The organism is Actimicrobium sp. CCI2.3, from assembly GCF_035019065.1.
Lineage (GTDB): Bacteria > Pseudomonadota > Gammaproteobacteria > Burkholderiales > Burkholderiaceae_D > Actimicrobium.
This window is the reverse complement of sequence record NZ_JASJWR010000057.1, coordinates 1-13,815: the sequence shown is the minus strand read 5'-3', so window position 1 is coordinate 13,815 and position 13,815 is coordinate 1. Positions and strand designations below refer to the sequence as shown.

General features: G+C 57.6%; 12 protein-coding genes and 2 tRNA genes. 5 read left to right on the top strand and 9 right to left on the bottom strand.

The features are described 5' to 3' along the window. Positions 1-72: 72 nt before the first annotated feature. The 5 genes from QN370_RS20045 to acs form a co-directional block, all read right to left on the bottom strand. Positions 73-564 (bottom strand): restriction endonuclease subunit S, encoded by a 492-nt coding sequence (locus QN370_RS20045; RefSeq protein WP_322126840.1) that lies wholly within the window; start codon positions 562-564, stop codon positions 73-75. Beyond that, positions 557-2,281, bottom strand: a complete 1,725-nt coding sequence (locus QN370_RS20040) for a type I restriction-modification system subunit M (RefSeq protein ID WP_322126839.1) — start codon at positions 2,279-2,281, stop codon at positions 557-559. Before QN370_RS20040 ends, QN370_RS20045 begins: the two co-directional genes overlap by 8 nt. Before the next feature lie 74 nt (positions 2,282-2,355). After that, the gene (locus QN370_RS20035; protein ID WP_322126838.1) at positions 2,356-2,565 is read right to left on the bottom strand and encodes a hypothetical protein; all 210 of its coding nucleotides are present in this window, start codon (positions 2,563-2,565) and stop codon (positions 2,356-2,358) included. Positions 2,566-2,860: 295 nt separating this feature from the next. After that, positions 2,861-2,950, bottom strand: a tRNA-Ser gene (locus QN370_RS20030). A gap of 154 nt (positions 2,951-3,104) precedes the next feature. Beyond that, on the bottom strand, positions 3,105-5,087 hold the full coding sequence (acs, locus tag QN370_RS20025; RefSeq protein ID WP_322126837.1) for an acetate--CoA ligase: 1,983 nt from the start codon (positions 5,085-5,087) through the stop codon (positions 3,105-3,107). 229 nt (positions 5,088-5,316) lie between these two features. Here acs and QN370_RS20020 point away from each other — a divergent pair, with 229 nt between their 5' ends. The 4 genes from QN370_RS20020 to QN370_RS20005 all read left to right on the top strand — a co-directional run bounded on the left by QN370_RS20020 (position 5,317) and on the right by QN370_RS20005 (position 8,471). Next, positions 5,317-5,889 carry a TIGR00645 family protein gene (locus QN370_RS20020; protein WP_322126836.1) on the top strand — a complete coding sequence of 191 codons (573 nt, stop codon included), beginning with the start codon at positions 5,317-5,319 and terminating at the stop codon, positions 5,887-5,889. Positions 5,890-5,902: 13 nt separating this feature from the next. Then, entirely contained in the window at positions 5,903-7,444 is a 1,542-nt protein-coding gene (locus tag QN370_RS20015; protein ID WP_322126835.1) for a fumarate hydratase, read from the top strand. Beyond that, on the top strand, positions 7,387-8,295 hold the full coding sequence (gene murI, locus QN370_RS20010; RefSeq protein WP_322126834.1) for a glutamate racemase: 909 nt from the start codon (positions 7,387-7,389) through the stop codon (positions 8,293-8,295). Before QN370_RS20015 ends, murI begins: the two co-directional genes overlap by 58 nt. Before the next feature lie 100 nt (positions 8,296-8,395). After that, positions 8,396-8,471, top strand: a tRNA-His gene (locus QN370_RS20005). 124 nt (positions 8,472-8,595) lie between these two features. Here the strand turns inward: QN370_RS20005 and QN370_RS20000 are convergent. The 4 genes from QN370_RS20000 to QN370_RS19985 all read right to left on the bottom strand — a co-directional run bounded on the left by QN370_RS20000 (position 8,596) and on the right by QN370_RS19985 (position 12,506). Next, entirely contained in the window at positions 8,596-9,486 is an 891-nt protein-coding gene (locus QN370_RS20000) for a DMT family transporter (RefSeq protein WP_322126833.1), read from the bottom strand. Between the two features lie 95 nt (positions 9,487-9,581). Further along, a complete protein-coding gene (locus tag QN370_RS19995; RefSeq protein ID WP_322126832.1) occupies positions 9,582-10,814 on the bottom strand; it encodes a cation:proton antiporter in 1,233 nt (410 codons plus the stop codon). A gap of 54 nt (positions 10,815-10,868) precedes the next feature. Then, positions 10,869-11,474, bottom strand: a complete 606-nt coding sequence (locus tag QN370_RS19990) for a VOC family protein (protein WP_322126831.1) — start codon at positions 11,472-11,474, stop codon at positions 10,869-10,871. A gap of 21 nt (positions 11,475-11,495) precedes the next feature. Further along, the gene (locus QN370_RS19985) at positions 11,496-12,506 is read right to left on the bottom strand and encodes a fumarylacetoacetate hydrolase family protein (protein WP_322126830.1); all 1,011 of its coding nucleotides are present in this window, start codon (positions 12,504-12,506) and stop codon (positions 11,496-11,498) included. 254 nt (positions 12,507-12,760) lie between these two features. On the opposite strand from QN370_RS19985, the gene QN370_RS19980 reads away from it, so the two are divergent. Further along, complete coding sequence (locus tag QN370_RS19980; protein ID WP_322126829.1) at positions 12,761-13,531, top strand: ParA family protein; 771 nt, start codon at positions 12,761-12,763, stop codon at positions 13,529-13,531. Positions 13,532-13,815 lie beyond the last annotated feature (284 nt).

Sequence of the window (13,815 nt, the reverse complement as noted above, 5' to 3'; positions counted from 1 at the left end):
GATGAGTGTGTTTCTCGATAACTCACATTTTATCAATCACTTACGGCATTCTTGCCCTTTTTTATGCAAAATTCAGGTTAGGTCTTTCAGTTTGTTGATTTGCGCTTGGGTGGATTCAATTACCTCGTCAACGGCGGTGAGGATGGCGGCGATTTTTTGTTGTTCTGGGAGCGTCGGAAAAAGACAAGGAATCGCATATAGCGTTTCTCGGTTCAAACTTGGTACGCCACTAGCTTCATTAAACTTTACAAGATCAATATTTTGAAGTGAGTAGTAAAGCCATTTTTCGTTTGTATTTTTATAATCAGAAACAAAATAAGTGGTATCTATAGCCCAGAATTTACCTGCCACAAAGTACGGTTTATCAATCGTCCCCTTTCTTCCGATGACGGTTGTTCCCCCTTCATGAAGGTAATCATTTGTATAGCCAGTGATCCCGCCAGTACCAATTACAGGATACTTTCCATTCTTGTTAAAAATCTCTTTTGGAGATTTTCCATAATTAATTTTAATAACATCTGATAATGTGCCGCTTTTCCATCCAGAAATATTAGTATTACTCATACCCCAACTCCACCAAATACCCCTTCATCACCGCCTCAGCCTCCACAACCTGCGCATCCAATTCCCGCAACGACACCCGATACTTATCCCACCACCGCTCAAACTGCCCGATCAACGCCTGATTATCCGAAGGCAAATACTCCCGAATCGCTTCCTTGCTAGCAATCTCCGCCTTGAAGTCGTAATACTCCGCATCGCGCCTGACAAACACCGCCGTCACATCAAACCCCTGCAAAATCTCTTCCTGAATATAGTCATCCTCCACCTCCCGCACCGGCACGCCGCCATGCAGCAAGGCCCGCACATCGAAGATTTCCGGTGGCGGTGACGTGTCGGCATAGCGCCGGATGTTCAGGTTGTAGTCGTTCTCGGCAATCTCGCCGAGGGTGACGACTTTGGCGTAGCGCTTGATGTCGGTGAACTGCTCGAAGGCGGCGAGGATCTTTTCGCTATCTTGCTCGCGCAGAGTGTTCTGGTTTTTGCCTTCTGCGAAATCGAGTTCGCCGTTGATGAACAGCACCTTGCGTTTGCGTTCGGCGGGTTTGCGTTTGTTGAGGATCAGCAGGCTGGCCGGAATGCCGGTGCCGTAGAACAAGCCCGCTGGCAAGCCGATCACGGCTTCGAGGTAGTCATCGTGCAGGATGCCTTTGCGGATTTCCTTTTCGCTTGACCCGCGAAACAGCACGCCGTGCGGCATGACCACGCCGAGCATGCCGTCGTTGTTGAGCGAGGCAATCATGTGCTGCACAAACGCGAGGTCGCCCGAATCCTTCGGTGGCGTGCCGTACGGGAAGCGTCCGAAGCCGTCGTTCTCGGCCTCGTCCTTGCCCCATGCGGCCAGGCTGAACGGCGGGTTGGCAATCACGCGGTCGAAGGTCATCAGCTCGCCGTGTTCGACATGCTGCGGCTCGCGCATCGTGTCGCCCTTGCGGATGTCCGCATTGAAGACGCCATGCAGGAACATGTTCATCTTGCAGATGGCCCAGGTGTTCAGGTTCATCTCTTGCCCGTACAGCGACAGGTTGGCCGCATTTTCACCGTGACGAACCAGATAGTTGCGGGTCTGCACCAGCATGCCGCCGGACCCGACTGTCGGATCATAGATGCGCATGCCGGCGTGGGGTTTCAGCAGCGCCACCAGCAGCTGCACGACCTCGCTGGGAGTGTAGAACTCGCCGCCCTTTTTGCCTGCCGAGTCGGCAAACATCTTGATCAGGTATTCGTAAGCGGTGCCGAGCAAGTCGGTCGATTCGAAGTCGCTGTTGCGCAGCCGGTGCTTGCCGAAATGGGACAGCAGATCACCGAGCTTTTTGTCCGAGAGCTTGTTCTTGATGTTGAAGTCGATCGAGACCAGCACGCCTTCGAGGCTGGCGTTGTGTTCCTCGATGGCTTCGGTGGCCTTGTTGAGTTCGGCGCCGATGTCGTGCTTGAGGTCTTTCAGGCGACTCCATCGGGCTTGCTCCGGCACGAAGAAAGTCTGGTCGTACTCGACTTCATCCTGAGCAAGCACGGCTGCCTGCGCTGGGGTCTTGCCGATGCCGACATAGTGCGCGATGACCTTTTCCTGTTCTTCGTCGAAGCTGTCGGACAGGCGTTTCAGAAACATCATGCCGAAGATGTAGTCCTTGAATTCGGAGGCATCCATGTTGCCGCGCAATATGTCGGCGGCGGTCCAAAGGTAGGATTCGAGTTGTGACAGGGTGAGTTTTTGGGTCATGCGGGATTCGATCGAGGTGGGCGTATCAATGTGGGGTGCCGGCATGGCATTGCGTGAGCACGCCGACAGATCGTTCAGAGCAGGCCAAGCGTATCGAGCGCGCTGGATAACTCGGTCGTGAAGAGCAGTGCCATGCCGTCATCCCGGCCATTGATCAGCACAAATGGCGTGCCGTCCGCGCTGGTACCGCGATGGGCAATCTCGATGCCGTCCTCGATGCTGGTTTCAGTGATCGTTGCGGTGGCGAGAAAGTCGGTCGCGTCTTGTGTGGAGAGGGATTTCATGGGGCTTCTCGAATTAAGCGTTGCGAGTAAAGTGACGTGAACCGATCGGATTGCCATCTCGTAGGTTGGCACAGGCATTTTATGACCATGCTACCAAACTCGCCACTGGATCAGCCGACAGCCAATCGTCGTAGGGTGCAATAACCGAAGGGCATTGCACCGAGTGATCCGATGGCGGTGCAATGCCTTGCGGTTATTGCACCCCACGATGCTGACGGCATTCCAAGACTTGAAGCGTCACGTCTGGACGCAAAAAAGCCGACTGATTAGGCCGGCTTTTTTCAAACAACATCCTTGGCGGAGAGAGGGGGATTCGAACCCCCGATAGGTTTGACCCTATACACGCTTTCCAGGCGTGCGACTTCAACCGCTCATCCACCTCTCCTGTATTACGTTCACCGGACCAGCAGGCTTCCAGCGAAGCGCCGAAGTATAGCAAAAAATCGGCTTCAAACACCAGAACCTGCAGCCGATTTCGACCACCTTGCAAAATAAACCGTGATCTCGGGCACAACGCGGCCCGAGAAAACCTGATCGCCCTATTGTGCTTCCTTGAGCTGATCGAGAATCGCCGGATTTTCCAGTGTCGAGATGTCCTGCGTGATTTCCTCGCCCTTGGCCAGCAAGCGCAACAACCGGCGCATGATCTTGCCGGAACGGGTTTTTGGCAGGTTGTCGCCGAAACGGATTTCTTTCGGTTTGGCGATCGGGCCGATTTCCTTGGCGACCCAGTCACGCAACTCCTTGGCAATCTGCTTGGCCTCGTCACCAGTCGGCCGCGAACGCTTGAGCACGACGAAAGCGCAAATCGATTCACCCGTGGTGTCATCCGGCTTGCCAACTACGGCAGCTTCGGCCACCAGTGAATGCGCGACCAGCGCGGATTCGATTTCCATCGTGCCCATGCGATGGCCGGATACATTGAGCACGTCGTCAATGCGACCAGTGATCGTGAAGTAACCGGTCTCGGCATTACGCACTGCGCCGTCGCCAGCGAGATAGGTTTTGCCGCCCAGCTCTTCCGGGAAATAGCTTTTCTTGAAGCGCTCGGGATCGTTCCAGATCGTGCGGATCATCGATGGCCACGGACGCTTGACGACCAGGATACCGCCCTGCCCGTTCGGCAAATCCGTACCGGTTTCATCGACGATGGCAGCGGTGATGCCCGGCAGCGGCAACGTGCAGGAGCCCGGCACCATCGGTGTCGCGCCCGGCAGCGGCGTGATCATGTGACCGCCGGTTTCGGTTTGCCAGAAGGTATCAACGATCGGGCAGTTTTCGCGGCCGATGTTTTTGTAGTACCACATCCAGGCTTCCGGATTGATCGGCTCGCCGACCGAACCGAGCAGACGCAGGCTGCTCAGATCATAGCGGTCTGGATGGATTTTTTCGTCGGCGTCGGCAGCCTTGATCAGCGAACGAATCGCGGTGGGCGCGGTGTAGAAAATAGTCGCCTTGTGACGCGCGATCATGTCCCAGAACCGGCCGGCATTCGGGAAGGTCGGAACACCTTCAAAGACAATTTCGGTTGCACCGACAGCCAGCGGTCCGTAAGCAATATACGTGTGGCCAGTCACCCAGCCGATGTCGGCGGTACACCAGAAAATATCGTCAGGCTTGATATCGAAGGTCCACTTCATCGTCAGCATGGCCCACAGCAGATAGCCGCCGGAAGAATGCTGCACACCTTTTGGCGTACCGGTCGAGCCGGAGGTGTAAAGAATGAACAGCGGATGTTCGGCGCTAACCCATTCCGGCTCGCAGACATCGGATTGTTCGGCAACCAGTGTGCTCATGACGATGTCGCGTTGAGCGGTCATGGCCACATCAGCGTGGGTACGCTGATAAACGACAACGTGGCGCACTGCCTCGCAGCCACCGAGCGCGAGGGCCTCGTCGACGATGGCTTTCAATGGCAGGTTCTTGCCACCGCGAACTTGCTGGTCGGCGGTGATGACAGCGACGGCCCCGGCATCAATGATGCGGTCCTGCAGCGACTTGGCGCTGAAGCCGCCAAAGACCACCGAGTGCGTGGCACCAATCCGGGCGCAAGCCTGCATCGCAACAATGCCTTCCACCGACATCGGCATGTAGATGACAACACGGTCGCTCTTCTTGATGCCAAGTGATTTCAGGCCGTTGGCGAATTTGCAGACTTGCTGATGCAATTCGCGATAGGTGACTTTGGTCACCTTGCCGTCATCGGCTTCGAAGATCACTGCTTGCTTGTCGGCGTTGCCATTTTCAAGGTTACGGTCAAGGCAGTTGTAGCTGACATTGAGCAAACCATCCTCGAACCATTTGTAGAATGGCGCATCGGATTCATCGAGGGTGGTGGTGAACGGTTTTTTCCAGGACAGGTTTTCGCGGGCGAGACTGGCCCAGAAACCTTCGTAGTCCTGTTCGGCATCGGCACACATGGCGTGATAAGCGTCCATGCCGGAAATGGTGGCTGCTTCCTTGAATGCATCGGAGGGATTGAAGATGCGCGTTTCCTGCTTGAGTGTCTCGATGCCAGCCATTGCTTGTCTCCTCATTAAAAGAATTTATTTGCGCAAAAGATAAGGGGTCACTCTTACTTCAGCCTTACATACACTTGAGTTCACGAATTGGGCAAACGATACCGCACAACGCAGAGTACGCCAGAGTGACGCGTGTAAAATGCGATTTTCAAAATCTCACTCCCTGAACACTATTCCCATGTCAACAACCGAGACAAAAAACAGCCCTATGCCGAAACGCATCAGCGCCATGTCCAATTTCATCTTCGCCACGCGCTGGCTGCAGGTCCCCCTTTACCTTGGCCTGATCCTCGCACAATGCGTCTACGTTTTCCATTTCTGGGTAGAGCTCACTGATCTGATCGGCGCGGCAATGGGCAACGAAGCTGCTCTGCAGCATATCCTCGATGCCGTCTCGACAGTCGGTGCCGCCCGCCCGACCAAGCTCAACGAAGCCACCATCATGCTGGTAGTACTCGGCCTGATCGATGTAGTGATGATCTCCAACCTGCTGATCATGGTCATTGTCGGCGGCTACGAGACCTTCGTGTCACGGATGAATTTATCAGACCATCCGGACCAGCCGGAATGGCTCTCGCATGTCAACGCCTCGGTGCTGAAAGTCAAACTGGCGATGGCCATCATCGGCATCTCGTCCATCCACTTGCTCAAAACCTTCATCAACGCCGCCAACTACGACAGCAAGACATTGATGGCGCAAACCGGCATCCACATTGCGTTTCTGTTTTCGGCGCTGGCGATCGCGTTTTGTGATCGCATCATGACCGATACCCAGAACATGTCCCGCAACCAGCAACACTGACCATCGAGCCCCCATGACCATCATCAAGCAGGAAGATCTGATCGAATCCGTCGCCGCCGCATTGCAGTACATCAGCTACTACCATCCGGCCGATTACATTGCCCACCTCGCGCGCGCCTATGACAACGAGCAAAGCCCGGCGGCCAAGGATGCGATCGCGCAGATCCTGACCAACTCGCGTCTGTGCGCCGAAGGCAAGCGCCCGATCTGCCAGGATACCGGCATCGTCAACGTGTTCCTGAAGATCGGCATGGAAGTGCGCTTTGAAGGATTCGGCAAAGGCTCGGTCACCGATGCCGTCAACGAAGGCGTGCGTCGCGCCTACAATTTTGCCGACAACAAGCTGCGCGCATCGATCGTGGCCGACCCGCATTTCGAGCGCAAGAACACCAAGGACAACACGCCTGCCGTGGTCCATATGGAACTGGTGCCGGGCAACACCGTGGACGTGCAGGTCGCAGCCAAGGGTGGTGGTTCGGAAAACAAATCCAAGTTCGTGATGCTCAATCCATCCGATTCGCTGGTCGACTGGGTTATGAAAACCGTGCCGCAAATGGGTGCCGGCTGGTGCCCGCCGGGCATGCTCGGCATCGGCATCGGCGGCACCGCCGAACGCGCGATGCTGATGGCCAAGCAATCGCTGATGGAAGACATCGACATGTATGAGCTGCGCCAGCGCGGCCCGCAAAACAAGACCGAAGAATTGCGTATCGAGCTGTGCGAGAAGATCAATGCGCTGGGCATAGGCGCACAAGGCCTTGGCGGTTTGACGACCGTGCTCGACGTGAAGATCATGATGCAACCGACTCACGCGGCCTCGAAGCCGGTGGCAATGATCCCGAATTGCGCGGCAACACGCCACGCGCATTTCGTGCTCGATGGTTCCGGTGCGGTCTATCTGGAACCGCCGCTGCTGTCGAGCTGGCCCGATGTGAACTGGGTCGCCGATACCGAAAAATCCAAACGCGTCGACCTCAATACGCTGACCAAGGAAGAAGTCGCGTCATGGAAACCGGGCCAGACCCTGCTCCTGAACGGCAAGATGCTGACCGGTCGCGACGCCGCGCACAAGCGCATCCAGGACATGCTGGCCAAAGGCGAAGCCCTGCCGGTCGACTTCACCAACCGCGTGATTTATTACGTTGGCCCGGTCGATCCGGTGCGCGATGAAGCGGTCGGTCCGGCTGGTCCGACGACGGCAACACGGATGGATAAATTCACCGACATGATGCTCGAACAGACTGGCCTGATTTCGATGGTTGGCAAGGCCGAGCGCGGACCGGAAGCCATCGAGTCGATCCGCAAGCACAAGTCGGCTTATCTGATGGCCGTTGGCGGCGCAGCGTACCTGGTCTCGAAAGCGATCAAGTCGGCGACCGTCGTTGGCTTCGCCGACCTCGGCATGGAAGCGATTTACGAATTCGACGTGCAGGACATGCCAGTCACGGTGGCAGTCGACTCGAGCGGCATCTCGGTGCACAACACCGGACCGAAAGAATGGCAGGAGAAGATTGCAAAATCAGCGCTGAGCCAGATCCCGGTCGTCGCCATCTGACCTTCACGTCAGTGACGTCAATAACGACCTCAACGCCGATGGCCGCCAACGCGCCCATCGGCGTTTTTGATTCCGGCGTCGGCGGCCTGTCGGTGCTGCGGCATATCCGCGCCTGTCTGCCGCAGGAGGCGCTGCTGTATTTTTCGGATGCGCAGTTCGCACCGTACGGCGGGCGACCGGAACGACAGATCGAGGAACGTGCACTGGCCATCGGTGCCCTGCTTGCTGCGTATCCGGTAAAGGCACTGGTAGTGGCCTGCAATACGGCCACGGCTGCCGCAATTGCGGCATTGCGGCGCGCCTATCCGGCGCTGATTGTGGTCGGTGTCGAACCGGGCCTGAAGCCCGCTGCGGCAAGCTCGGTGACCCGAGTGGTCGGTGTCATGGCCACCGAGGCAACGCTGGCCAGCACGCGTTTTGCCCACCTGCGCGAGACACTCTCGGCTGCGACCGGCGTCACTTTTTTACCCATGGCCTGCCCGGGCCTGGCACTGCGCATCGAACAGGACCAGATGCATTTGCCGGAATCGCTGGCCCTGTTACGCCGCTGCGTGGTGCCCTTGCTCGAACAAGGTGCTGATACGCTGGTACTGGGTTGCACCCACTACCCGTTCGTGCAGGAACAGATCGCCGCCATCGCACGCGAGCAGGTACCGCGCAACGTCACCATCATCGACACCGGCGCAGCCGTCGCACGCCAACTGGCCAGCCAGTTGGACAGGCACGGACTATTGCGACGGCAGTCAGCGCCATCGATCGACGGCTTAACAAGCGGAAGTGCCGCCGATCTGGAGCGCGCTTTCAAGCGCTTGCTTGGTCTGACGGTGCGGGTCGTGCAGACAGGGATATAAACCACACCGATACCGGCGAATAGACATTGCAACCATGCCGACATGTTTGTATAATTCCCCCTCTTCCTCGATGCACTAGCAGAGGAAGTCTTCATCAGTGGCGGCTGTAGCTCAGTTGGTAGAGTCCCAGATTGTGATTCTGGTTGTCGCGGGTTCGAGCCCCGTCGGTCGCCCCACTGACCTTTCTAGTATTTCCTCCGTAATTCAGTATCAAGTCGATTTCAAATTCATTCCGCGTATTGCGATAGGATAAACAACGCACGATCACTTTGAGATGGATCATTGCGAGAAGCCAATCGGTCACCGACGATTGACCAAAATAATCCCGGCCAACACCAGTAATGCACCGACCAAAAATCGCGCACCGACCACCTCATGCAAGATCAGAACGCCGAACGCGACACCGAACAGCGGCGTCAGAAAAGAAAATACCGACACGCGCGAAGCAAGGTAATTGCGCAGTATCCAGAACCACGCCAGATAACTGGCAAACGTCACCACGACGGTCTGAAACAGCAAGCTTGTCCAGGCCAGCCCGGACATCGAGACCTGCCCCATCTGTCCCATCGCGCCAGCCAGCGGCAGTAACAGCATCGCCGAGACACCGAGCTGGTACAACAAGGTGCGTGTCGGTGCTGCCTCGGACAAACTGGAACAGCGAATCAGGATAGTCGTGGCCGCCCACATGATCGCGCCGAGGATGCCGAGCGCGTCGCCGAACAGTCTATCCGGCGACGCCGAGCCATCGAAACCGCTGGAAAACGCCAGCGCAATGCCGAGGAATGCCAGCAGGATGCCGCTCCATTGCGCGTGTCGCAGCCGCTCTCCCGGCACCAGCCAGTGCAGTCCGAGCACCGTGAAAATTGGCGCGGTGTAGAGGAATACGACGACGTGCGAAGCACTCGTGAGCGTCAGTGCCAGCGCAATGCAGGCAAATTCGGCGGCGAACAGCACCCCGGCACCCACTCCCGGCCAGAACGTACCATCGCGCACCGAGAACGACGCGCCGCGCCACAGCATCAAGCCACCCACTAGCATCGCCGCCAGCAGCGAGCGCACGCCAGTCTGCAGCACGGTGCCCATGCTGGGCGCGGCCAGCTTGATGGCGACTTGCTGCAATCCCCAGCAAATGCAAAGCACTAGCATCAAGGCGGTACCTAGCCCGTCAAGCGATCTCCGGCTGGCGCTCATGCGCCGGCCAGACAGCGGACCAGTTGGTCTGAACAACCCGGCGCAAACCGGGCAATGACAACATCATGCATAGTTACTTTCGAGGGACCCGCCAATCAAATCCGGCGACGACGACGCCGATACCACTGCATCAGCGGCGTCGACGTCAATCCGTGCGCCATGATGGAAACCGCCACAACGGTCAGCACCAGCGGCACGAAACGTTCGCTAAGCTGCTGGCTGCCCAGCGGAACCGACGCCACGTATTGCAATGCGAACACCAGATAATAAAGCGAACCGATACCGCGAATGCCGAACCAGCTGATCAGCAGCCTTTGCGAACGCGTCACGGTCGCCCCCAGCATGGACAGGTTGACTGCAACAGGCCGGATCAGGACAAGCAGCAACAGCGCGACCAGCAAGCCTTCTCGCGACAAGCCGCAGCCCGACAACAGGATGCCAAGCAACAGCACGACGACAAATTCGGCCAAGCGCTCAAGCTGCTGGTTAAAGCCGAGCAGCGTTTTGGTCATGCTGGCCGCATCGGCAGCGCCACTGTCGTTGCTGGTGGCCTTGTGCTCGATGCGTCGCATCGCCACGCCGGTGGCAAAGACAGCAACAAACCCGATCCCGTGAATCAGTTCGGCAATGCCAAACGACAGCGCTATCAAGCCCAGCGTTAAAAATTCTTCCATGCCCATTGCCAGCCGATGACGTTGGCGCAGATACAGCACCAGCCGTCCGACCCGACGACCCACCAGCCAGCCGCACAGCAAGCCAGCCACAATACCCCACAGCACCATGCCGACTGCTGCGATCCCGCTGCCGGTGAAATGCGCCGCCATCGGCACACCCATCAGGCCCAGTCCGATCATCACGAACGGGAACGTGGTGCCGTCATTCATGCCGCCCTCACCGGACAAGCTGAAGGCCAGCCGGTCATAGTCGGCCGGGTCCTGCACCTGGACATCCGACGCCAGCACCGGATCAGTCGGTGCAATGATCGCAGCCAGCAAGATGGCTGGACCGATGGTGAGTCCGAGCAAAAAGTAACCGACCGCGGTCAGCAAACCGATCGTCAGCAGCATCGTCAGCGTGCCCAGTCGTACCGGCAACCACCAGCGCGCATCATTGAGCGGCAAGCGCAATTTGAGGCCCACTGTAAAGAGCGAAATCAGCAGGGCAATTTCGGTCAGATGCGTGAGCTCACCGGCATGCCGGACCGGATCCAGGTCAATCAACCCGAAGCCACCCGGACCGAGCACATAGCCCACCGGCAGGTACAGCATCGCCGGACTGAACGGCAGCGTATGCAATAACGACTCCATCATCGCCATGGCGATCAGCAACGTGCCGACGATCAGGTACCACAGGGTCGCGTTATTGATAGGGATCTCGCTTCATCAGGACGGCAGCGCCGTGCTGGCATCGGCGAGGCGCTGGGCCTTTTCTAGCGACCAGGCGTCCAGTCGTGCGTGGATACCTTCCTGCTCGTGCTGCATCTGCTGCGGGTCGGCCAGCTGCGCGCACAGTTCGAGGCGGATGCCATTGGGATCGAAAAAATAAATCGAGCGAAAAATACGATGGTCCGTCACGCCAAGCACCTCGATGCCATGTCCCTCGATGCGCGTCTTCATGGCCTCCAGCTGGGCGACGCTGTCGACCCGCATCGCAATATGGTTGACCCAGGAAGGCGTATTGGCCGATGGTGCCGCGAGCTGGTTATCGCCGAGATCAAAGAAGGCCAGGCAAGAGCCATCGGTCATGCGGAAAAAAATATGCACGTACGGGCAGTACTCGCCGGTCGACGGCACGGTGTCCGCGCGGATGTAATGAAACAGCGGCAAGCCCAGCATGTCTTCGTAAAAATGGCGCGTCTCTTCGGCATCGCGGCAGCGGTAGGCAAAGTGATGCAAACCGTGGATCGGTATTGCGGCAGGCAATGCGGCACGTTGTCCGGCGGTGGTGGTGCCGAGTGAGTTGGCGAGTGAGGTGGCGAGCGGGTTCATGTGTCTCTCCTTGTGATGACGTCAGGCATGGCGACCGCGTCTGATGACGGGTGCGGCCTGCGTGAGTTGCTGGTTGATCGCGCCGAAAATCGACTTGCCGGCGGCGTCGAGCATTTCGATTTTAATCCTGTCACCGAATTGCATGAACGGTGTCGTGGCCACACCGGTGGCGATCATCTCGAGGCAGCGTTTTTCAGCGATGCAGGTGAACCCCTTGCGGGCATCCTTGTTCGACACCGTGCCGGAACCGATGATGCTGCCGGCCCGCACATTGCGCGTCAGCGCCAGATGTTCGACCAGCCGCGCGAAACTGAACACCATGTCGGTGCCGGCATCAGGCTGACCGACCACCACATCATTCCAGATCGCCCGCAATGGCAGATGCACCTTGCTGTCTTTCCAGGCGCTGCCGAGTTCATCCGGCGTCACCGCAACCGGAGAAAATGCCGACGCCGGTTTCGACTGGACAAAGCCGAAACCCTTGGCCAGTTCGGCCGGGATCAGATTGCGCAGCGAGACATCGTTGACCAGCATCAGCAAGCGGATCTGCCTGCCAGACTGTTCCGCATCGCTGCCCATTGACACGTCGCCGGTGATGACGGCGACCTCGCCTTCAAAATCAATACCCCACTCTTGGTCTGCCAGCACGATATCGTCCGTCGGGCCGATGAAATCATCCGACCCGCCCTGGTACATCAGCGGCTCATGCCAGAACGAGTCGGGCATCTCGGCATTGCGGGCCTTGCGCACCAGTTCGACATGATTCACATAAGCCGATCCGTCAGCCCACTGAAATGCGCGTGGCAGCGGTGCCATGCACTGGGCGGGATCGAAGCCGAACGAGCGGCTGGCGCGATCGGCATTGAGTTCGGCATACAGGTCGTCGAGTTGCGGGGCAATGAAGTTCCAGTCATCGAGCGCGCGCTGCAGTGTCGGTGCGATGGCATCGGCCAGCACGACGGTTTTCAGGTCGCGGGCAACAACGGCGAGCTGGCCGTCGCGGGTACCGTCTTTGAGGGTGGCTAGCTTCATGACCGCTTTGCGTGAATGGGGAGGCGTCGAATGTACCGCAGAAGTAGTGGCCTGCGACAGAAAGCTACTGCGACGTCCGCTGCGCGCCCATCACGCGCGCTGCCACCAGCTGGCAATAAAATAGTTGGCTGGCATCGAATACCTGCCAGTAAAGTGGTCATTGTTTGCCATAATGACTCCGCTTTCTTCGGCTGAACGCTGAGCAGGACTGGCCGGGGCACTTCCACGAATCGATCACCACGGGGACAACACGGATGAAACGCGTAATTTTCAATCAAAAAGGTGGCTGCGGAAAATCGACCATTGCGGTCAATCTGGCGGCAGTCGCCGCCCATGATGGCAAGAAAACCCTGCTCATCGACATGGACCCGCAATGCAATTCCAGCCGCTATCTGCTAGGCGACGCCGCCAAGGAAGTCACGCCGACCATCGCCGGTTTTTTTGAAGAGATGCTGGGATTCAGTTTTTATCCGAAACCGGCCAGCACCTACGTGCATCCGACTCCGTTCGACAACCTGTTCCTGCTGCCCTCCGATGCCTCGATCGGCGACCTGCAATCAAAGCTGGAATCGCGCCACAAGATTTACAAACTGCGCGATGCGCTCACTGAACTGGCCAAGGATTTCGACGAGATCATCATCGACACGCCGCCCGCCTATAACTTCTTCACGATGTCCGCGCTCATCGCCGCCGACACCTGCCTGATCCCGTTCGACTGCGATGATTTTTCCCGCGAAGCGCTCTACACGCTAATGAACAATGTCGCCGAAATCCGCGCCGACCACAATCCGGGACTGGTCATCGAAGGCATCGTCGTCAACCAGTTCCAGCCGCGCGCCAACCTCCCGCAACGCCTGGTCAACGAACTGATCGCCGAAGGTCTGCCGGTACTCAACAGCAAACTCTCGAGTTCGATCGTGATTCGCGAATCACACGGACGCTGTCTGCCGATGATCCATCTGGACAAGAACCATAAGCTTAGTAATGAATTTTCGGCGTTGTATGGGGAATTGACGGCGGCTTGACTGGTAGGTGCACCGGTAAAACACACCGCGAATGATGGTGCCGTTGAAGTTGATGTTGAAGTTGAAGTTGATGTTGAAGTTGAAGTTGATTTTGAAGTGGCAGTTGACTTTGACCTGCCCCGCATTGAGGCAGCTGCCAAAAACGGTAGTCAGGCAGGGGATCAGAGGGACGCATGTCTGAGCGAAGCGAGTTTGCGGCCCTCCCCCTGGCTGGCTACCGTTTTTGGGAACCCGAAGGGCAGCCGCCTCGCGGTCGCCTTTTTCTTGGTTACTTCTTTTTGGCG

What these genes read in the sequence shown, in the direction of transcription:
- QN370_RS20045 (WP_322126840.1), bottom strand. Translation starts at nt 564, where the DNA reads ATGAGTAATACTAATATTTCTGGATGGAAAAGCGGCACATTATCAGAT.
- QN370_RS20040 (WP_322126839.1), bottom strand. Translation starts at nt 2,281, where the DNA reads ATGACCCAAAAACTCACCCTGTCACAACTCGAATCCTACCTTTGGACC.
- QN370_RS20035 (WP_322126838.1), bottom strand. Translation starts at nt 2,565, where the DNA reads ATGAAATCCCTCTCCACACAAGACGCGACCGACTTTCTCGCCACCGCA.
- acs (WP_322126837.1), bottom strand. Translation starts at nt 5,087, where the DNA reads ATGGCTGGCATCGAGACACTCAAGCAGGAAACGCGCATCTTCAATCCC.
- QN370_RS20020 (WP_322126836.1), top strand. Translation starts at nt 5,317, where the DNA reads ATGTCCAATTTCATCTTCGCCACGCGCTGGCTGCAGGTCCCCCTTTAC.
- QN370_RS20015 (WP_322126835.1), top strand. Translation starts at nt 5,903, where the DNA reads ATGACCATCATCAAGCAGGAAGATCTGATCGAATCCGTCGCCGCCGCA.
- murI (WP_322126834.1), top strand. Translation starts at nt 7,387, where the DNA reads ATGGCAGGAGAAGATTGCAAAATCAGCGCTGAGCCAGATCCCGGTCGT.
- QN370_RS20000 (WP_322126833.1), bottom strand. Translation starts at nt 9,486, where the DNA reads ATGAGCGCCAGCCGGAGATCGCTTGACGGGCTAGGTACCGCCTTGATG.
- QN370_RS19990 (WP_322126831.1), bottom strand. Translation starts at nt 11,474, where the DNA reads ATGAACCCGCTCGCCACCTCACTCGCCAACTCACTCGGCACCACCACC.
- QN370_RS19985 (WP_322126830.1), bottom strand. Translation starts at nt 12,506, where the DNA reads ATGAAGCTAGCCACCCTCAAAGACGGTACCCGCGACGGCCAGCTCGCC.
- QN370_RS19980 (WP_322126829.1), top strand. Translation starts at nt 12,761, where the DNA reads ATGAAACGCGTAATTTTCAATCAAAAAGGTGGCTGCGGAAAATCGACC.